The following is a 20,020-nucleotide window of genomic DNA, read 5'->3' as shown; positions in this document are numbered from 1 at the left end:
TCAGTCGGCGGCCCGGGTGACAAGGGGTAGCCGGGAATTGGTTTAGACCTATATCACGGCCGGACCCACGTGCAAGTGGCCCCTTCTCGCCGCAGGGTGCGGGAAGGGGCCACTCCGTGGCACGGATATCGGAGGGTATCGGTTCAGCCGGGTACGTGATCCGGGCCGGGGTGCGCGGGAGGTTCAGGCGCGCTGACCGACGCTGTCGAAGACCCGGCAGTCGAAGAAGTCCTCGCCCTCCGAGAGCAGATACGCCTGTGCCTCGCCCACGTGGAAGTACATGCCGTGCAGTTCCAGCGTGCCCTCGGCGAGCCGGCGGGCAACCGATTCGTGCGCCCGCAAGTGATCCAACTGCTGCACCACATTGGTCAGGCACAGCTGTTCCACGGCATCGGCCGGGAGCCGGCCCGCGATCCGGGCCCACGCGTGATGACGGCTGGCCATCCGCTCCAGGCTGGGCAGACCGTGCCGCAACCAGCGGCGCAGCGGGGTCATGGGGGTGCCGGGGTGGGAGTTCAGCAGGGCCTGCATGGCCCCGCAGCCCGAGTGGCCGCACACCGTGATGCTGTCCACCTGGAGCACGTCCACGGCGTACTCGATCGCCGCGGCGACCGAATCGTCCGTGGACTCGGCGCCCGGCAACGGCACCAGGTTGCCCACGTTGCGCACGGTGAACAGGTCCCCGGGGCCGCTGGCCGTGATCATGCTGGTGACCAGGCGGGAGTCCGCGCAGGTGAGGAAGAGCTGCGAGGGCCGCTGCCCCTCGCGCGCCAGTCGGGCCAGTTCATCACGGACGTGGGGGGCGGTGTCGCGCTGGAACGCGCTGATGCCGTTGGCCAGCCGGCCCGCTCCGCGCCGCCGGGGCTCGACCGCGGAACCGACCGTGGCGGCGCCGGGGCTCGTACGCTCCTTCGCGCCCGTGGAGTCGCCCGAGTCGATGTCGGCCCGGTGGTCGCAGTGGTTCTGCCAGGGGGTCCAGGGGCGGCAGCACTGGTGGGTTCCGCGCTGGCCCGATCCGGGGCCCTTGCCCCGGTCCGCCATGCCGCGGTCGGTCTCGGGGGTCCGGTTGTGGGAGCGGCCGGTGACCTCCACCGAGCCGCCGTGCGCCCGATGGGAGTCCTGCCAGTCGTGCAGGGTCTCGTACGCCGCGTGGTCCATGAACGAGCCGTCCAACTCGATCACCGCGTGCCGGTCGTGCGGGATCTGGTTCAGCACCCGACTCAACCGGGGCACCGCGAGGAAGGTCAACTGACCGCGTGCCCATACGCGGTGGACCCCGTCGATCACCTCCACCGTGATCCGGGTCCGCGCGAGACGGTGCAGGGCCAGGCCGACGGCCACCGCCACACCGACGGCGACCCCCTCCAGCACCCCACCGAGCACCACGGCCACGATCGTCGTCGCGTAGACCAGGACCTCACGATGTCGGGTGACGGTACGCAGATGCGTGATGCTCACCATCTGCACGCCCACCGCCATCACCAGGGCGGCCAGCGCGGCGAGCGGGATCAGATCGAGGACCGGGACGAGCAGCGCGGCCGCGATCAGTACCCAGAGGCCGTGCAGCATCGAGGAATTGCGGCTGGTGGCACCGGCTTTGACGTTGGCGACGCTACGGACCGCCACGCCCGTGACGGGCAGCCCGCCCAGCGCCCCGGAGACGATGTTCGCCGCGCCCTGTCCGCGCAGTTCACGGTTGAGGTCGACGCGCGGCGGACGGTTGTCCGTGCCCCGCTCGGAGGCGATCAGTTTGTCGGTCGCGACCGCGGACAGCAGCGACTCCACGCTGCCGACCAGCGTGATGGTCAGCACCGCGGCGAGGAGGCCGAGGACCGGGCCCTCGGGCAGTTCGGGCAGTGCGTGGCTGCGCCAGGACGGCAGGTCCACCCGGGGCAGGCTGAGACCCGCCAGGGCGGCGAACGCGGTGGCCGTGGCGACGGCCGCCAGCGCGGCGGGAACCCTGCGCAGGTTCCGGCCGATCCGCCCCGGTAGCCGCGGCCAACCGAGCAGGACGGCCAGGGTGAGCGCGCTGATGCCCAGCGCGACCGGATGAAGGTCGGCCAACTGACCGGGCAGGCCCTGGACGTTGGCCACGGCGGAGCTCTGCGGGGTGCCGCCGAGGACGATGTGCAGTTGCGCCAGCGCGATGGTCACGCCGATGCCGGCGAGCATGCCGTGCACGATCGCCGGGCTCACCATCAGCGCGGACCGGGCCGTACGCAGGAAGGCGAGCCCGAGTTGGCAGCAGCCGGCGAGCACGGTGATGGCGCAGGTGGTGCGCCACCCGTAGCGCTGGATCAGTTCGGCGGTGACCACCGTGAGGCCGGCGGCGGGGCCGCTGACCTGGAGCGGCGCGCCCCCGAGTCGTCCGGCCACGATCCCGCCGACGGCCGCGGCCACCAGCCCCGCCTGTAGTGGGGCGCCCGTGGCCAGGGCGATGCCCAGAGAGAGCGGCAGGGCGATCAGGAAGACGGCGATGGAGGCGGAGAGGTCCGCCGGGAAGCTCTTGACGGAAACGGGAGGTACGGGAGGTGGGGTGGGCGCTGGGGGTGAGAGGGCGGTGCCCGTGGAGTCTTCGGCGGCGCCTTCAGTGGTGGCTGTCATGGGTTCCCGTCTCCTCTGGGGAGGGATGAAGCGGCGGGAGTCTCAACACTCGGTAAATGAACGGTAATGGAGAGTAAAGAGAGGTGGTGGGAAATGGGAGTAAATGGCCTAGGAATTAGCTCCCAGGAGTGATTAAGCATTTTGTCCGGCTTGTCACACCTTCCTTAAACCTGACCGCATGGGACGTTGCGGCGCGGAAGTCCTGCGATGGAACTGCGAGGGAGAGGTGTGCGGATGATCGCCGCCACGAAGAAGATCGCCGGCGGCCTGGTCGCCACGGCCCTGGTCCTGGGCGCTGCCGGGTGCTCCTCGGAACCCGCCAAGCCCGCGCCCGGTGGACAGAACGCCAGGAAGGGCGCCGCCGCACCGGAAGCGGCCCCGGGCAGTGTGAAGCGGCTCATCGGGGACGGCTCAACCGCGTACACCGGCCTCCAGCCGAACGTCGTGAAGCCGCAGCGGATGAAGCCCGGTGAGAAGCCCCCGCAGTTCGTCGTCTTCTCGTGGGACGGCGCCGGCGAGGACAGCCAGAAGCTCTTCTCGCACTTCCGTGAGGTCGGCAAGGAGTACAACGCCCGGATGACCTACTTCCTCAGCGGCGTGTACATGCTGCCGGAGGAGAAGGCCTCGCTCTACACCGCTCCGCAGCACTCCCCGGGGCGTTCCGACATCGGTTTCGGCGACCTCCAGGGCATCAAGGACACCGCCACCCAGGTCCGCGCGGCCTGGCAGGAGGGCAACGAGATCGGCACCCACTTCAACGGCCACTTCTGCGGCCCCGAGGGCGGCGTCGGCACCTGGTCCGTCGAGGAGTGGAAGAGCGAGATCAACCAGGCCAAGTCGTTCGTCAAGAACTGGAAGACGAACACCCCGGCACTGAAGGGTCTGGAGCCGCTCCCGTTCGACTACGAGAAGGAGTTGATCGGCGCCCGCACCCCCTGCCTCGAAGGCCAGAAGAACTTCATGCTGGCGGCCAAGGACATGGGCTTCCGCTACGACTCCAGCGGAATCAGCAAGCAGATCTGGCCCAAGAAGACCGACGGGCTCTGGGACCTTCCGCTGCAACTGGTGCCCATGCCGGGGCGCGCCTTCGACACCCTGAGCATGGACTACAACTACATGGTCAACCAGTCCGGGACGACCACCCAGGGAGACCCCTCGCAACACGCCTACTGGGGCGAGCAGATGCGCGACGGCCTGCAGAAGGCCTTCGACCGGGTCTACCAGGGCAACCGGGCACCGCTGATCATCGGCAACCACTTCGAGTCCTGGAACGGCGGCACCTACATGAAGGCCGTCGAGGACTCCATCAAGTCCATGTGCACCCAGAAGGAGGTCCGCTGCGTGCCGTTCCGTGAGCTGGCCGACTGGCTGGACGCCCAGGACCCGAAGACGCTGGCGTGGATGCGCGGCCTCGACGTCGGTGAGGCGCCGAAGGACGGCTGGAGCAAGTTCCTCACCGCGGGGCCGCCGGCAGCGCCGGCCGCCCCCGGTTCCCCGGCCGGGATCAAGCCGGCTGCGGAGTCGGCCGAGTCAGGGTCGGACGAGGGCTGACCACCTCCGCGCTCGGGTTCTCGCGGAGGATGAAATCGGGGTCGACCTGTTCCGCCAGGTCGACCCCGGTCTTCGCGTTCCCCCAGCTCTCGGCGTTCCGCAGGTGGAAGTGGACCATCTGCTGCGTGTACCGGGCCCAGTCGCGGTCGGCGTACGAGTCCTCGGCGGCGTCCTGGAGCGCCTGCAGCGCGAGCCGGTTGGTCGCCTCCAGCAGCTCGAACCGGGCGGGGTGCCCCTTCTCCATCGACCGCACCCAGTCCGAATGCCCGACGGTGACCAGCAGGTCGTCGCCGACCTCGTCCTGGAGGAACTCGATGTCCTCCGGCCCCTGCACCTTGTTGCCGATCACCTTGAGCGCGATCCCGAAGTCCCGGGCGTACTCCTTGTACTGGCGGTAGACGGAGACGCCCTTGCGGGTCGGCTCGGCCACCAGGAAGGTCATGTCGAAGCGGGTGAACATGCCCGACGCGAAGGAGTCCGAACCGGCGGTCATGTCGACGACCACGTACTCGTCCGGACCGTCGACCAGATGGTTGAGGCAGAGTTCGACCGCCCCGACCTTCGAGTGGTAGCAGGCCACGCCCAGGTCCGCCTCGGTGAACGGCCCGGTGGCCATCAGGCGGACGGGCTCGCCGTCGAGCATCAGCGTGCGCGCGCACGCCTCGTACACCGGGTTGTCCTCGGTGACCCGCAACAGGCGCGAGCCGGTCCCGGGCGGAGTGGTCTTGATCATGGCGTCGGCGGACGCGATGCGCGGGTTCGATCCGCGCAGGTAGTCCTTGATGAGGGACAGGTGCGCGCCCAGGGCGGGCATCTCGGCGGCCTCGTCCTCGCCGAGCCCGAGGGCCACGCCGAGATGCTGGTTGATGTCGGCGTCCACCGCGACGACGGGGGCTTCATTGGCGGCAAGGTGGCGGATGAAGAGGGAGGACAGCGTGGTCTTACCGCTGCCGCCCTTTCCCACGAAAGCGATCTTCATGTTCACCAAGCGTAGTGGGTTGATAGCGCTACGTGGTCTACCTGAGTGAAGAAGACCACTCCAAGGAGGGGTCGGTGCTATGCGCGTGCAGTGCGTAGGCTCCCTACTTATGAGTAGCGCTGCTGACCCGCTGGCCCCACTGGCCGGGCTGCCGGGTGTCTCCGATTCCGTGGATTCCGTACGCAAGGCCGTGGACCGGGTGTACGGGCACCGGGTGATGCGTCGTCGCAGCGGGGAGATCGCCTCGGAGGCGGCGTTGCGCGGCGCGCGCGGGAGCGCGGCGTTGTCGGGCGCCGACTGGGCCCTGGAAGAGGTGCGTCGCCGAACCGACTTCGGCTCGGAGTCGCAGGCGCGGGCGGTGGGTGCCGCCCTGCGCCTGACGGCCGAGGCCGGGCAGCTCCTGAGCATCTGGCGGCAGTCCCCGATGCGTGTCCTCGCGCGCCTGCACCTGGTCGCGTCGGGTTCGACGGCGGCGGCTCCGGACGCGTCCGCGCCGTCGGCGATCGAGGGCGACACGGTGGGGCGGCCTCGTCTGGCGGGTGAACCGGTGGACGAGCCACTGATCGACCTGCCGCTCCCGAGTGCCGAGGAGGTCGCGGGCCGGTTGGACGGGCTGTCGCGGCTGATCATCGCGGGAGGCTCCTCGCCGGCGCTGATCACGGCTTCGGTGGTGCATGGTGAACTGCTGGCCCTGCGTCCCTTCGGGACCTACAACGGCCTGGTCGCACGGGCGGCCGAACGGATCGTGCTGATCAACAGCGGGCTCGACCCGAAGGCCATCTGCCCGGCCGAGGTCGGCCACGCGGAACAGGGTGCGCAGGCCTACGTCGCGGCCTTCGAGGGGTACGTGTCCGGAACCGCGGAGGGCATGGGCGCCTGGATCGCACACTGCGGCCGGGCGATCGAGCTGGGTTCCCGGGAATCGATGGCGGTCTGCGAGGCGCTCCAGCGCGGCGCGGCCTGAACACGGGTTGCGGCGACACCGTCTTGCCTTGGTGTCGCCGCTGGCACTCGCGCCCAGTTACCAAGCGTCCTCGAATGTATGCCCATCAGGTCGGGAACTTTGCCCGTCACCTGGTGTGGCTGGCCCGTAATCGACGGGTCGACGTCGCGTGGGTGCTCGGCGTTCATGCTTCGGTCCGTGGGCCTTACTGCGTTTTAAAGATGATCCTCTCGGATGTTCTTTGGTCTCGCGGGCCGTTGACTCCTTTGTACTCCGCTTCGGAGACAAGCGAAACCCCTGGCTCCACTTCTTTACTTTCCAGGACGAGCCTGGACGATCCGGACATTCGATTCCGGGCGCGATGTTGTTCCGTCGGGGCCGTTCGGCTCCACGCGCGTGGAAGCCGCACGCATGGAGCCGGAACCACCGCGTGGCCACCGCCCCCGCGGTGCGGGCCGCGGCGCGGCGGTCGGCGGTCGGACGGCGGTCGGACGGTGAGCGCCGGGTCGTACCGGGTCGTGAGAATGGCGGCCTATACGGCGGAGGCGCCTGCCCGCCGCCGGCTCGCGTACCAGACGAGCCCGGCCGTGGCGGCGGCCGCGCCGACCGCCGCGGCGGCCACCAGGGCCGGTCGGGAGGTCATGGACCCCGGCAGCCGCTGCTTCAACCGCACGGGCCTGTTGAACACCAGCACCGGCCACTCCCGTGCGACCGCCTCGCGACGCAACGCCCGGTCGGGATTGACGGCATGGGGATGTCCCACCGCCTCCAACATCGGCACGTCGGTGATCGAGTCGCTGTACGCGTAGCACCGCGCGAGGTCGTACCCCTCAGACTCGGCGAGCTCGCGTACGGCCTCCGCCTTCGTCGGTCCGTAGGCGTAGTACTCGATCTCGCCCGTGAAGCAGCCGTCGTCGCCGACCACCATCCGGGTGGCCACGACACGGTCCGCACCGAGCATCTCGCCGATCGGCTCGACTACTTCGGCGCCGGAGGTCGACACGATCACCACGTCACGGCCGGCCGTGTGGTGGGCCTCGATGAGGGACGCGGCCTCGTCGTAGATGATCGGGTCGATGAGGTCGTGCAGTGCTTCGGCGACGATCTCGCGCACCTGCTGGACGTTCCACCCCTTGCAAAGGGCGGACAGGTACTCCCGCATCCGCTCCATCTGATCGTGGTCGGCGCCGCCGACCAAGAAGAAGAACTGGGTGTACGCGGTGCGCAGTACGGCCCGCCGGTTGATCAGGCCACCCTGGTAGAAGGACTTGCTGAACGTCAGAGTGCTCGACTTCGCAATGACCGTCTTGTCCAGGTCGAAGAAGGCAGCGGTCCGAGGCGAGGAGTGCGGCAAGGGCTGATTTTCCACGCCCCGAGCATATGCGCCCACCATTCGGCGTAAGGTGTGGCGCGTGGGTTTGCCTGAGAGGGCTCTCGGGTACACCATGGAAGTCACGGATCGTTCGCGACCGTGCTAACCCGGTCTGGCTCCTCCCCCCCCGAGTCGGACCGTGGGGACGACCCCCGCTCTCCCCCCCGGCGGGGGTCGTCGCATGTCCGGACGCGGTTTGCGTCCCTTGCCTTCGGCCCGTGGTGACCATTTCCCCGGCCCTTCCTCTTCGGCGGCCTTGCGTCGCGCAGGCCTCATCTCCTTGAACTCGTGACTGTGTGTAGTGGTTCCGGCGCGCTCTGGACTCACGCGATGGGGTGGCGGAGTTATTCACAGAGGGCTTCTTGTCCACAGTTTTCGAGCAAGATCCACTTCTTTTTCCGGATCCCTGCACGGTGATTCCAGCCGCGAAGTCCGCGGTGTGTGGATTCGCAGTGAGAAGGGGGCCGAGATCGTGGCTGGATCGAAGTCGTGTGAAGCACCGGAGTCCGAGCTGTCCGGTGGGGGAAGGTCGTCGAAGCGGGCGGAAGAGGTCGTGCCCGGTGGTGGCCGGCCGCTGATCATCACCGAGGACCCCCTGCTGCTCGACGACCTGCTGCGGCTGTGCGCCGCCGCCGGCGCCGAACCGCACGTCCACCACGCGGTGCCCGAACCGGACGGAGCCGGGGCCCCGGGAGGGGGTGACGGAGAGAACGTCGATTTCCGTGCATCGACACTTGGCAGCGTCGGTTGGGACTCCGCCCCGCTCGTGCTCGTCGGGGACGACGCGGCACGCCGGGTCCGCGGCGCGCCCCGCCGGGACGCGGTCCTTCTCGTCGGCCGGGATCTGGACGACCCGCTGGTGTGGCAGCGGGCGTTGGAGATCGGCGCCGAGGAGGTGCTGAGGCTCCCCGACGCGGAGAACCGACTCGTCGACCGCATCGCCGACGTGGTGGAAGGGGCCGGGCGCCCCGCCCTCGCGGTCGGCGTGATCGGAGGCAGTGGCGGCGCCGGCGCGTCGACGCTGGCCTGCGCGCTCGCCGTACGGGCCGCGCGCGCCGGCGAACGCACCATCCTCATCGACGGGGACCCCCTCGGCGGGGGCATGGACGTCCTGCTCGGGGGTGAGGGCGCCGAAGGGCTGCGCTGGCCGGACTTCGCTGCCTCGCGGGGCCGGGTCGGGGCCGGGGCGCTGGAGGAGTCCCTGCCGGAACTGCACGCGCTTCGGGTGCTCAGCTGGGACCGAGGGGACCGGGTCGTGGTGCCGCCCGCCGCGATGCGCTCGGTGGTCGCCGCGGCCCGCCGCCGCGGCGGCGTGGTCGTCGTCGATCTGCCCCGACGGGTGGACGAGGCGGTGGCCGAGGTGCTGGCCCAGTTGGATCTCGTACTGATGGTGGTGCCCGGGGAGTTGAGGGCCGTGGCCGCAGCCGGGCGGGTGGCGGCAGGGGTGCGGATGGTCGCCCGGGACGTCCGCGTGGTCGTACGGGGACGCTGCCCTGAGGGGCTCGATGCCGAAGCCGTGGCCCGGCTGCTGGGTGCCCCCCTGGCCGGCGAGGTGCCGGTCGAGGTGGGACTGCCGGGACGGGTGGCCGAGGGGGAACCGCCGGGGTCCCGCGGGCGGGGCGCCCTGGCCCGCTTCTGCGACGGCTTCTGGCGGCGGGTCCTCGGATCCGCCCAGGGGGTGCCGGCATGAGCGCGCTGCTTCTGGACGCGGTGCGGCAACGGCTCGCGGAGAGCGGCGCGGAGCCGACCCCGGCCAGGGTCGCGGCGGCCCTGCGGGCTCAGGGCCGGCTGCTCGGAGACGCGGAAGTGCTCGGTGCGGCAGCCGAGTTACGGTCAGAACTGGTCGGCGCCGGCCCGCTGGAGGCGCTCCTCGCCGACCCCGAGGTCACCGACGTGCTGGTGGCCGCACCCGACCGGGTGTGGGTGGACCGCGGAGGAGGGCTGGAACTCACCGGGGTGACCTTCGCCGACGCCGCGGCGGTACGCAGGCTCGCGCAACGGCTGGCCGCCGTAGCGGGACGGCGCCTCGACGACGCCCGGCCCTGGGTGGACGCCCGGATGCCGGACGGCACCCGACTGCATGCCGTGCTGCCACCGGTGGCCGTCGGATCCGCCTGCCTGTCACTGCGCGTCGTACGGCCGAAGGCATTCACGTTGGACGAGTTGGTGACCGCGGGGACCCTGCCGCCGGGTGGGCATGAACTGCTCCGGGCGATGGTCGAGGCCCGGCTCTCCTTCCTCGTCTCCGGAGGCACCGGGACGGGCAAGACCACCCTGCTGAGCGCCCTGTTGAGCCTGGTCGGACCGGGTGAACGGATCGTACTGGCCGAGGACTCGGCCGAGCTGCGCCCCGACCATCCGCACGTGGTGCGGCTGGAGACCCGGCCCGCGAATCAGGAGGGAGCAGGTCTCGTCACCCTGGCAGATCTGGTCCGGCAGGCGTTGAGGATGCGCCCCGATCGGCTGGTGGTCGGGGAAGTGCGGGGCCCGGAGGTGGCGGACCTGCTGGCCGCCCTCAATACGGGCCATGAAGGGGGCTGCGGCACTGTGCATGCCAATGCGGCAGCGCATGTGCCGGCGCGGTTGGAGGCGCTCGGTACGGCCGCGGGGCTCGATCGCGCCGCTCTGCACAGCCAGTTGGCGGCCGCACTGACCCTGGTGATCCACCTGGTTCGAGACCGGGCCGGGCAGCGCCGGGTGGCCGAGGTGCACGTCCTCGAACGGGACCCGGCCGGGCTGGTGGTGACGGTGCCCGCGTTGCTCTGGTCCGCGCGAGGGTTCGCACGGGAAAGGGGCTGGGCCCGGCTCGGTCCGCTGTTGGAGGTTTCCCGATGAGCGCCGGGACGGTCGGGGTGGCGGGCTCGGTGCCGGTGCTCGCCGGGGTGCTCTGCGCCGGTGCCGCCGCCTGGATGTTGGCCGGAGGCGATCAGATGTCCCGACGGGCCCGGTTGTTGCCGGTCGATGGCGCCCCGGTGGTGCCGGCCGGACCAGCGCTTCGGGAGCGGCTGCTGATCGCGGTCCGGGTGCTGGCCGCGCGATGGCGGGAGTGGTCCGGCGTCGGGGTCGGGGCGTTGGTGGCGTTGCTCGGCGGTTCCGTGGTTCCGCTGGCGCTGGGGGCGGTCTCGGTGCCGCTGCTGCGGAGATGGTTGAGGGGCCGGGAACGGGAACGGTCCAGGGAGGCCCGGGCCGCCGACGTGATCGCGTTGTGCGGGGTCACCGTGGGGGAACTGAGGGCGGGGGCGCAGCCCGGTCAGGCCCTGGGCGCGGCGCTGAGACGCACTGCGTCGGGCGCTGGTGGTCTGGGTGCGGTGGAGGCCGGGGTGCTGGCCGCAGCGGCTTTCGGCGGCGATGTGGCCCGGGCACTGCGTGAGGCGTCGCGGGAGCCGGGCGCGGAGGGGCTGGCCGGGATGGCGGCCTGCTGGCGGGTCTCCGTGGACGGCGGCGCCGGCCTGGCAGCCGGACTCGACCGACTGGAAGGGGCGTTGCGAGCGGAACGGGACCGGGAGGAGTCACTGCGGGCCCAGTTGGCCGGAGCTCGCTCGACGGCGGTGGTGCTGGCTTTGTTGCCCCTGGTGGGGCTGGTGATCGGTACCGGCCTCGGGGCGGACCCGCTCGCGGTCCTGCTGCACACCCCGATGGGGTGGGGCTGCCTGGTGGCGGGCGCGGTGCTGGAGGCGCTGGGGATGTTGTGGTGCCGACGGATCGTACGGGCGGGGGAGCGGTGATGGACGAGGCGTGGGTCCACCGGCTGGGGGTGGCGTTGTGCCTCGCGGTGGCGGTGTCGTGCGTGGGATCGGCAGCCGCGTCGGGAGTCCGGCGGCGGAAGACCCGGCGGCGGATCGGGGCATTGCTGAAGGTGCGAGCAGGTCCGCGCGGGCCGCTGGTCGGGCCCCGGGCGCGAGATCGGATCATCACGTGGTCGTGGCCGGCCGGCGCTCTGGTGGCGGCCTGGGTACTGATCGGCGGCGTGGCGGGTGTCCTGGTCGGGTGCGGCGCGGCGTACGCGGCGCGGCGCCTGCGATCGAGGGCCGCAGGATCGTCGGTCGGAGCGGACCCCCGTGAGGTGGAGCGTCAACTTCCCTTTGCCGCAGACCTGTTGGCGGCCTGTCTCGCGGCCGGGGCCGGTCCGGTGGAGGCGGCCGAGGTGGTCGGGGAGTCGCTGGGCGGCCCGGTGGGGGAGCGACTGGCGGTGGCCGGGGCGGAACTGAGGCTCGGCGGCGAACCGGGTTCGGGGTGGGGGAGGTTGGCGGAGATACCGGGTGCCCGGGAGCTGGCGGAGTGCCTGGAGCGGGCCGCTCGCACGGGGGCCCCGGCCGCCGAGCCGGTCTCCCGCCTGGCGTCGGCCCTCAGGGCGGACCGGGCCCGACAGGCCACGACCCGGGCACAGCGGGCCGCCGTACTCGTCACCGCGCCCGTGGGGCTGTGTTTCCTCCCCGCATTTCTTGTGGTGGGAGTGGCTCCAGTGGTGATTGGGATGGCTGCTGGTCTCCTCTCGGGCACTTGAAATCAAAACCTGAAATCACATCAAGAGCGAAATCAAACAGGAGGTTGTCATGAGGATCATCTGGTTTCGAGTGCGGTCCGCGCTCAGTGGCCGCGGTCGCGATGCCGGGATGTCGACTTCGGAATACGCCATGGGCACGATCGCGGCGTGTGCGTTCGCTGCCGTTCTGTACAAGGTGGTCACGAGCGACGTGGTGTCGACGGCCCTTCAGTCGACCATCGGGAAGGCGCTCGATGTGCCGTTCTGAGGGAAACGCGGACGGAAAGGGCGACCGCGGATATGTGACCGCGGAGGCGGCTCTGGTGATTCCGGCGCTGGTGTTGTTCGCGGCGTTGCTGGTGTGGGCGCTGATGGCGGCGGCCGCGCAGATCCGGTGCGTGGACGCGGCCCGCGCGGGGGCTCGGGCCGCAGCCCGCTCGGAGCCGGCGGAGATCGTGGTGGCGGCGGCCGGAGCCGCCGCCCCGCGGGGAGCGGAGGTGCGTTTGGAGCGGGTGGGGGACCTGTGGAGGGTTCGGGTCGCGGCGCCGGCGCCCGGGCCGGGCGGGCTGCCGGTACGCCTCGGCGCCCAGGCGGTGGCCTTGGCGGAGGACAGCGTGGGGCCGCCGCCGTGAGGCGGGACCGGGGCTCCGCCACCGTGTGGGCGGCGTTGGTGACGACGGTGCTGGGGGCGGTGTTCGGGGGTGTCCTGTTGCTCGGTCAGGCCGTCGTGGCGCGGCATCGGGCGGCTGCGGCCGCGGACCTGGCTGCCCTCGCCGCGTCGGCGACATGGGCGCACGGCCCCGAGGCCGCCTGCGCGACGGCGGTGCGGGTGGCGCGAGCACAGGGCGCGAGTCTGACCGCGTGCGACGTTCAGGGCGAGGTCGCCGAGGTCGTGGCCCGTGCCCCGACCGGCCCCTTCGCTCCCGCGCTCGCGTCCCGGGCGGGCCCGCCGCTCCCGCCCTCCCCTGCCCGGGGCCCGGCCGATCCACCCTCCTGGCCCCGGGTCTGGCCGACACGCCCTCCCCAGGCCGGGGGCCGACCGCCGTGAGTCCGGCCCGGGATCCGTGAGCCCCGGCCCGGGGGCCGGCCGGCCGGTGAGCCCGGCCGGTGCGGCGGTTCTGGCGGGCACCAGATGGTCACCGCACCGGTGGCTGCCGGGGTCGGCGTAGGGATTGGTCCGGGGTGGCAGGGCGTGCTGTGCGGGCCGCTGGAGGAGGCGCTGAGGTGGCGGCTCGGGCCCGTGCGCGACCCGTTCGGCCCATCGGCTCCCGTCGGATTTCCGGGGCGGCGGGGCCGGGCGCGCGCGGAGGCGGACCGGGCGGGGGCACCACGCGGCTCCAGGGCGTGTCGTTCGGGCCGCCGTACTCGGGCCGCCGTACTCGGGCCGCCGTCCTCTGGCCGTCCTCGGGCCGTCCTCGGCGGGCCGCCCCGCTGCCCGCTGGGCCGCCGTGGCCGGGGCGGCCCGCTACCTGCCTGGGCAGTCCCGCCCGGCCCCGCCCGGCCCCGCCCGGCCCCGCCCGGCCCCGCCCGCCTCGGGCTGCTTTGCCGGGTCTCTCTCGGTGCGCTTCGTCCGGCGGGGCCCTGGCCGGGACGCGTGTGCCGGTTCAGTTCTCCGGGGCGTCGGCGAGCAGACGGGTCAGCAGGCGGATGGCGCCGCGTTTGTGGAGGGGGTCGTTGCCGTTGCCGCACTTGGGCGACTGGATGCAGGAGGGGCAGCCCGCCTCGCATTCGCAGGCCGCGATGGCGTCGCGGGTGGCCGTCAGCCACGTGCGGGCCGTGTCGAAGGCGCGTTCCGCGAACCCGGCGCCGCCGGGGTGGCCGTCGTAGACGAACACCGTGGGCAGCAGGGTGTCGGGGTGCAGGGGGACGGAGACCCCGCCGATGTCCCAGCGGTCGCAGGTGGCGAACAGCGGGAGCAGGCCGATGGAGGCGTGTTCGGCGGCGTGCAGGGCGCCGCCGAGGATCTCCGGGTTGATCCGGGCCTCGTCGAGCTGGTCCTCGGTGACCGTCCACCAGACGGCCCGGGTGCGCAGGGTGCGCGGCGGCAGGTCGAGCTTGGCCTCGCCGAGCACCTCGCCGGAGATCAGCTTGCGCCGCAGGTAGGAGACGACCTGGTTGGTGACCTCGACGGAGCCGAAGCAGAGCCTGCCCTGGCCCCACGGGATCTCGCTCTCGGTCTCCAGCACGGCGATGGACGTGGTGTCGCGCGCGGTGGTGGAGAACGGCGGATCGGCCTGCTCCACCAGCGCGACCGAGTCCTCCAGGTCGAGGTGTTTCACCAGGTAGGTGCGGCCCTGGTGGAGATGAACGGCCCCGTCGTGGACGGCGGTGTGGGAGGCCGACTCGTCGACGGTGCCGAGCAGCCGGCCGGTGGCCGCCTCCACGATCTGTACGGGACGGCCCCCGCCACCCCGGATGTCGGTCAGGTCCGAGGCGCGTTCCCGTCGGGTCCAGTGCCAGGCCGTGGCCCGGCGGCGCAGCAGCTTCGCCGCCTCCAGCTGCGGGAGGAGGCCGCCGGTCGCCGGTCCGAAGAGTTCAAGGTCCGCCTCGGTCAGCGGGAGCTCGGCGGCTGCCGCGCACAGGTGCGGGGCGAGCACGTACGGGTTGTCCGGATCCAGCACAGTGGCCTCCACGGGCTGCCGGAACAGCGCCTCGGGGTGGTGGACCAGGTAGGTGTCCAGCGGGTCGTCACGGGCCACCAGGACGGCCAGGGCGCCCTGCCCCGAGCGGCCGGCCCGCCCGGCCTGCTGCCACAGGGAGGCCCGCGTCCCCGGATAGCCGGTGATCAGCACCGCGTCCAGGCCGGAGACGTCCACGCCGAGTTCCAGGGCGGTGGTGGCGGCGAGTCCCAGCAGTTGCCCGGAGTGCAGGGCCCGCTCCAGGGCGCGCCGCTCCTCGGGCAGGTAACCGCCCCGGTACGCGGCCACCCGTCGCGGCAAGGACCGGTCCACCTCGGCGAGCCGCTCCTGGGCGATCACGGCGATCAGCTCGGCGCCGCGCCGTGATCGCACGAAGGCCACCGTGCGGACCCCCTGGACCACCAGGTCGGTCAGCAGGTCGGCGGTCTCGGCGGTGGCGGTACGGCGTACGGGAGCGCCCTTCTCGCCCTTCATGTCGGTCAGCGGGGGCTCCCACAGGGCGAAGACCACCTCGCCGCGCGGAGAGGCGTCGTCGGCGACCTCCACGACCTTCAGGCCGGTCAGCCGGGACGCGGAGGTCGCCGGGTCGCTGGAGGTCGCGGAGGCCAGCAGGAAGACGGGTTCCGAGCCGTAACGGGCGCACAGCCGCCGCAATCGGCGCAGTACCTGGGCCACGTGGGAGCCGAATACCCCCCGGTAGCTGTGGCACTCGTCGATCACGACGTAGCGCAGCGCCTTCAGGAACGAGGACCAGCGCGGATGGGCGGGGAGGATCCCGCGGTGCAGCATGTCGGGGTTGGTGAGCACGTAGTTCGCGTACTGGCGCACCCACTCGCGTTCCTCGACGGGTGTGTCCCCGTCGTAGACGGCGGGCCGGATCGCGTTGCCCAGCGGGCTCGCCAGCTCCCGTACGGCGCGCCGCTGGTCGGCCGCCAGGGCCTTGGTGGGGGCCAGGTACAGGGCGGTCGCGCCCCGGCCGTTGGGGGCCTCGGCACCGTCCGCGAGGGCGGAGAGCACGGGGGCCAGGTAGGCCAGGGACTTGCCCGAGGCGGTACCGGTGGCCACGACCACGGACGTGCCGTCGAGGGCGTGCTCGGCCGCCGCGGCCTGGTGTTCCCACGGATGTTCGATTCCGGCGGCCTGAATGGCGGCCACGACATCAGTTCGGATGCGGTCGGGCCAGACCGCATGACGACCCGCCCGAGGGGGCAAGTGCTCCGTATGGGTGATGCGCGCAGCTCGAGAAGGCCCCCGTGCCAGCCGGTCCAGGACCGTGCTCGGAGTGGGTCGAGAGTCCGCGGCTGCCGTGGGCCGACCGGGACGGTGAGTATTGGCCATTGGAACCGAGTGTGTCACCGGCGTGCGGGACAATGGACCCAAGGCGTCGTGCGCGCCTGCCGGTAAGTGATTGAATGCCATCGCGGCAGCCGATCCCTCTCCTACCTTCGGATGGGGAGGCCCCTGGGGGGCGCCGCTCGATAGCAAGGTGCTGGAGGATCCGTGGACCTGTCCCTGTCGACTCGCACTGTCGGCGACCGCACGGTCGTAGAGGTCGGTGGCGAGATTGATGTGTATACCGCGCCCAAGCTGCGCGAGCAGTTGGTGGAGTTGGTGAACGACGGCAGCTACCACTTGGTTGTCGACATGGAGCGAGTGGACTTCCTTGACTCCACCGGCCTCGGTGTGCTCGTGGGAGGCCTCAAGCGTGTTCGTGCGCACGAGGGCTCGCTGCGTCTGGTCTGCAACCAGGAGCGCATCCTGAAGATCTTCCGTATCACCGGTCTGACCAAGGTGTTCCCGATCCACACGACCGTGGAAGACGCCGTCAACGCCACCGACTGACGGTTTCCGGCGGCCGAAACGCCGTCAGGAGCCGACGAGGAGCGGGGGGTACCGGACCATGGTCGGTCCGGGCCCCTGTCAAGGCGCGCCCGTTGGTCCGCGCCCAGAGTCCGAGGGGGACGCGCATGGCCACCGTTGAACTGCGCTTCAGCGCCCAGCCCGAACACGTCCGGACGGCCCGCCTGGTCGCGGCCGCCGTGGCGCGCCGGGCCGGGGTGGAGGAAGCCGTCCTCGACGAGGTTCGCCTCGCCGTGGGTGAGGCCTGCTCGCGTGCCGTCGGGCTGCACCGCAACAACGGACTGACCGGTCCCGTCCGGGTCGTCCTGACCGAGGAGGAGAAAGTTTTCTCCATCGAGGTCGGCGACGACGTTCCCGGTCCGGCCGGCGGTTCCGCCGAGGCCGTGTCGGGCATCGCGGCCGCCTTGGACCCGGACAACGAGGGTGAGGACGAAATGGGCCTCGCCGTGATCAGTGGGCTCGTCGACGACGTCGAGGTGACCAGTGGCGAAGCGGGCGGCACCATCAGGATGAGCTGGCCCGTGGCGAAGGTTTCCGCACTCCCGTAGGGGTCCTTGTCAGGACCTCTGTCACCGGAACGGCCCCTTCGGGGTCGATTTTCGGCCGGCGCATCGGATCTTCAAGGTGCCCTGGTGCCGGATCCGCCTGCCGGATCTGCCTCGCTGCCCGGTCCCGGTCTGCACTGACGTCGCACCCGCCCGTATGCCGGGGTCCTGCATGCCATGGACCTGCCGGGCGCCGGATCGCGCACGTCTCCCCTCTCCCCGTCGCGTCGCGTCCGACGGGTGGGTCCGTACCGCGTCGCGTGCCGGACGAACGGTATGCGTCGTATGGACGCCCCCTGACGGGACTACTTTCACATCGTCCGATCTTCGAAGGCCCTGCTCCGTGGGGCCTTTTCTGCTGTCCGGGCGCGAATTCCCGGATCGATGGCCATGCGTCAATGCCTTTGCCCCATTACTACTTTCGAGGGTAATGGAGTGACGTGATCCATTGCTGAGGAGCAAGAGCAGGCCAATTACGTTTCCCGCCCACTGTTTTGATCAGGTCGCGCTCCCTACAATCCGTCCACATCTTGAGCTCATCACGTCAAGGAGGACGAATGACGGGGCTCTTCACCCCCAACGCGCCGATCGGCAACTCCGATCTGGCCGCCGCAGTACTCACCGATGACAATCGGCTCATCGTGATCGTGATTGCAGCGGTCGCACTTCTCGCACTCGTCGTCGCGCAGATCCTGGTCCGCCAGGTGCTCGCCGCCGACGAGGGCACCACCGGCATGAAGGAGATCGCCGCCGCCGTTCAGGAAGGCGCCAACGCCTACCTCGGACGGCAACTGCGCACCCTCGGCGTCTTCGCCGTCGTGGTGTTCTTCCTGCTCTTCCTGCTCCCCGCCGACGACTGGTCGCAGCGGGCGGGCCGCTCCGCCTTCTTCCTCGTCGGCGCGCTCTTCTCGGCCGCCACCGGCTACATCGGCATGCGCCTCGCGGTCCGCGCGAACGTCCGCGTGGCCGCCGCCGCCCGGGAGGCGACCCCCGCCGAGGGCGAACCCGCCAAGGACCTGACCGAAGTGGCCCACAAGGCCATGAGGATCGCCTTCCGCACCGGTGGCGTGGTCGGCATGTTCACCGTCGGCCTCGGCCTGCTCGGCGCCTCCTGCGTCGTGCTCGTCTACGCCGCCGACGCCCCCAAGGTCCTGGAGGGCTTCGGGCTCGGCGCCGCACTGATCGCCATGTTCATGCGTGTCGGCGGCGGCATCTTCACCAAGGCCGCCGACGTCGGCGCCGACCTGGTCGGCAAGGTCGAGCAGGGCATTCCGGAGGACGACCCCCGCAATGCCGCGACCATCGCCGACAACGTGGGCGACAACGTCGGCGACTGCGCCGGCATGGCGGCCGACCTCTTCGAGTCCTACGCCGTCACCCTCGTGGCCGCGCTGATCCTCGGCAAGGTCGCCTTCGGCGACCTGGGCCTGGCGTTCCCGCTGATCGTCCCCGCCATCGGCGTCGTCACCGCCATGATCGGCATCTTCGCGGTGTCCCCGCGCCGATCCGACCGCAGCGGGATGACCGCCATCAACCGCGGCTTCTTCATCTCCGCCGCGATCTCCCTGGTGCTCGTCGGGATCGCCGTCTACGCGTACCTGCCGGCCACCTACAAGGAGCTCGTCGGCGTCGAGGACCCGGCGATCCTCAACCACTCCGGTGACCCGCGGATCCTGGCCGTCGTCGCCGTCGCCATCGGCATCGTGCTCGCCGCCCTGATCCAGCAACTGACCGGCTACTTCACCGAGACCAGCCGGCGCCCCGTACGGGACATCGGCAAGTCCTCGCTGACCGGCGCGGCCACCGTCGTCCTCGCCGGGATCTCGGTGGGCCTGGAGTCCGCCGTCTACACCGCGCTGCTCATCGGCCTCGGCGTGTACGGGGCCTTCCTGCTCGGCGGCACCTCGATCATGCTGGCGCTCTTCGCGGTGGCCCTGGCCGGTACCGGCCTGCTGACCACCGTCGGCGTCATCGTCGCCATGGACACCTTCGGTCCGGTGTCGGACAACGCGCAGGGCATCGCCGAGATGTCCGGCGACGTCGAAGGCGCCGGCGCGCAGGTCCTGACCGACCTGGACGCCGTCGGCAACACCACCAAGGCCATCACCAAGGGCATCGCGATCGCCACCGCGGTGCTCGCCGCCGCCGCGCTCTTCGGCTCGTACAACGACGCCATCGCCACCGCGGTCAAGCAAGTCGGTGCCAAGGCCGGGGAGATGAACCTCAGCCTCGACATCGCGCAGCCCAACAACCTGGTCGGCCTGATCCTGGGCGCGGCCGTCGTGTTCCTGTTCTCCGGACTCGCCATCAACGCCGTCTCCCGCTCCGCGGGCGCCGTCGTCTACGAGGTGCGCCGGCAGTTCCGCGAGCACCCCGGGATCATGGACTACACCGAGAAGCCCGAGTACGGGCGCGTCGTGGACATCTGCACCAAGGACGCGCTGCGCGAACTCGCCACGCCCGGCCTGCTCGCCGTGCTCACCCCGATCGCGGTGGGCTTCTCGCTCGGTGTCGGCGCGCTCGGCTCGTTCCTCGCGGGCGCCATCGGCACCGGCACCCTGATGGCGGTCTTCCTCGCCAACTCCGGCGGCGCCTGGGACAACGCGAAGAAGCTCGTCGAGGACGGCCATCACGGAGGCAAGGGCAGCGAGGCCCACGCCGCTGTCGTCATCGGCGACACCGTCGGCGACCCGTTCAAGGACACCGCCGGCCCGGCCATCAACCCGCTGCTCAAGGTGATGAACCTGGTGGCCCTGCTGATCGCCCCGGCCATCGTGCAGTTCAGCTACGGCGACGACACCAGCCCGACCGTGCGGGCGGTCGTCGCGGTCCTGGCCATCGCCGTCATCATCGGCGCGGTGTACGTGTCCAAGCGGCGCGGCATCGCCGTGGGTGACGAGGGTGAGGGCGGCGCGGCCGAGCGAGTGGCGCAGCCCACAGATCCCGCGGTGGTTTCCTGACCCTCTCCGTGCCGGGGCCCGAGCGGCTCCCGGCCGGTGCCCCGAACGGCCTGCGGCCCTGTTCCGCACGGGGTTCGGGGGTAC

Annotated in this window: 16 protein-coding genes; 12 read left to right on the top strand and 4 right to left on the bottom strand. The window is 71.3% G+C overall.

What is annotated here, in order from left to right:
* Positions 1-183: 183 nt before the first annotated feature.
* Positions 184-2,604, bottom strand: a complete 2,421-nt coding sequence (locus ADK55_RS08700) for a SulP family inorganic anion transporter (protein ID WP_053676899.1) — start codon at positions 2,602-2,604, stop codon at positions 184-186.
* Between the two features lie 234 nt (positions 2,605-2,838).
* Here ADK55_RS08700 and ADK55_RS08695 point away from each other — a divergent pair, with 234 nt between their 5' ends.
* A complete protein-coding gene (locus ADK55_RS08695) occupies positions 2,839-4,155 on the top strand; it encodes a hypothetical protein (protein WP_053676898.1) in 1,317 nt (438 codons plus the stop codon).
* Here ADK55_RS08695 and ADK55_RS08690 read toward each other — a convergent pair.
* Positions 4,109-5,134 carry an ATP-binding protein gene (locus ADK55_RS08690; RefSeq protein ID WP_053676972.1) on the bottom strand — a complete coding sequence of 342 codons (1,026 nt, stop codon included), beginning with the start codon at positions 5,132-5,134 and terminating at the stop codon, positions 4,109-4,111. The two genes, ADK55_RS08695 and ADK55_RS08690, sit on opposite strands and share 47 nt — an antisense overlap.
* A gap of 109 nt (positions 5,135-5,243) precedes the next feature.
* On the opposite strand from ADK55_RS08690, the gene ADK55_RS08685 reads away from it, so the two are divergent.
* Entirely contained in the window at positions 5,244-6,098 is an 855-nt protein-coding gene (locus ADK55_RS08685; protein ID WP_053676897.1) for a hypothetical protein, read from the top strand.
* Between the two features lie 511 nt (positions 6,099-6,609).
* Here ADK55_RS08685 and ADK55_RS08680 read toward each other — a convergent pair.
* Complete coding sequence (locus ADK55_RS08680) at positions 6,610-7,470, bottom strand: HAD family hydrolase (protein ID WP_053676896.1); 861 nt, start codon at positions 7,468-7,470, stop codon at positions 6,610-6,612.
* Between the two features lie 490 nt (positions 7,471-7,960).
* Here ADK55_RS08680 and ssd point away from each other — a divergent pair, with 490 nt between their 5' ends.
* Genes ssd through ADK55_RS08645 form a run of 7 tightly spaced genes read left to right on the top strand, consistent with a single transcriptional unit; the run spans position 7,961 to position 12,980 of the window.
* Positions 7,961-9,139, top strand: a complete 1,179-nt coding sequence (gene ssd / locus ADK55_RS08675) for a septum site-determining protein Ssd (protein WP_199826478.1) — start codon at positions 7,961-7,963, stop codon at positions 9,137-9,139.
* Positions 9,136-10,284 (top strand): TadA family conjugal transfer-associated ATPase, encoded by a 1,149-nt coding sequence (locus tag ADK55_RS08670; RefSeq protein WP_053676894.1) that lies wholly within the window; start codon positions 9,136-9,138, stop codon positions 10,282-10,284. The genes ssd and ADK55_RS08670 overlap by 4 nt, the downstream gene beginning before the upstream one ends.
* Positions 10,281-11,174, top strand: coding sequence for a type II secretion system F family protein (locus ADK55_RS08665; RefSeq protein WP_053676893.1), 894 nt, complete (start codon positions 10,281-10,283; stop codon positions 11,172-11,174). Before ADK55_RS08670 ends, ADK55_RS08665 begins: the two co-directional genes overlap by 4 nt.
* The gene (locus tag ADK55_RS08660) at positions 11,174-11,953 is read left to right on the top strand and encodes a type II secretion system F family protein (protein WP_053676971.1); all 780 of its coding nucleotides are present in this window, start codon (positions 11,174-11,176) and stop codon (positions 11,951-11,953) included. The genes ADK55_RS08665 and ADK55_RS08660 overlap by 1 nt, the downstream gene beginning before the upstream one ends.
* Before the next feature lie 49 nt (positions 11,954-12,002).
* Positions 12,003-12,200 (top strand): DUF4244 domain-containing protein, encoded by a 198-nt coding sequence (locus ADK55_RS08655; protein ID WP_053676892.1) that lies wholly within the window; start codon positions 12,003-12,005, stop codon positions 12,198-12,200.
* A complete protein-coding gene (locus ADK55_RS08650; protein ID WP_063839484.1) occupies positions 12,187-12,564 on the top strand; it encodes a TadE family type IV pilus minor pilin in 378 nt (125 codons plus the stop codon). The genes ADK55_RS08655 and ADK55_RS08650 overlap by 14 nt, the downstream gene beginning before the upstream one ends.
* The gene (locus tag ADK55_RS08645; RefSeq protein WP_078998653.1) at positions 12,456-12,980 is read left to right on the top strand and encodes an Rv3654c family TadE-like protein; all 525 of its coding nucleotides are present in this window, start codon (positions 12,456-12,458) and stop codon (positions 12,978-12,980) included. The genes ADK55_RS08650 and ADK55_RS08645 overlap by 109 nt, the downstream gene beginning before the upstream one ends.
* Positions 12,981-13,536: 556 nt before the next feature.
* Here ADK55_RS08645 and ADK55_RS08640 read toward each other — a convergent pair.
* Entirely contained in the window at positions 13,537-15,990 is a 2,454-nt protein-coding gene (locus ADK55_RS08640) for a DEAD/DEAH box helicase (RefSeq protein WP_078998651.1), read from the bottom strand.
* Between the two features lie 81 nt (positions 15,991-16,071).
* On the opposite strand from ADK55_RS08640, the gene bldG reads away from it, so the two are divergent.
* The 3 genes from bldG to ADK55_RS08625 all read left to right on the top strand — a co-directional run bounded on the left by bldG (position 16,072) and on the right by ADK55_RS08625 (position 19,936).
* Positions 16,072-16,413 carry an anti-sigma factor antagonist BldG gene (bldG, locus tag ADK55_RS08635; RefSeq protein WP_008743037.1) on the top strand — a complete coding sequence of 114 codons (342 nt, stop codon included), beginning with the start codon at positions 16,072-16,074 and terminating at the stop codon, positions 16,411-16,413.
* A gap of 125 nt (positions 16,414-16,538) precedes the next feature.
* Positions 16,539-16,979: an ATP-binding protein gene (locus ADK55_RS08630; protein ID WP_053676889.1), complete on the top strand. Its 441-nt coding sequence runs from the start codon at positions 16,539-16,541 to the stop codon at positions 16,977-16,979.
* 554 nt (positions 16,980-17,533) lie between these two features.
* Positions 17,534-19,936, top strand: a complete 2,403-nt coding sequence (locus tag ADK55_RS08625) for a sodium-translocating pyrophosphatase (RefSeq protein ID WP_053676888.1) — start codon at positions 17,534-17,536, stop codon at positions 19,934-19,936.
* The last annotated feature ends 84 nt before the right edge of the window (positions 19,937-20,020 follow it).

The organism is Streptomyces sp. WM4235 (assembly GCF_001279725.1).
Classification (GTDB): domain Bacteria; phylum Actinomycetota; class Actinomycetes; order Streptomycetales; family Streptomycetaceae; genus Streptomyces.
This window is presented reverse-complemented; position numbering and strand designations above follow the sequence as displayed.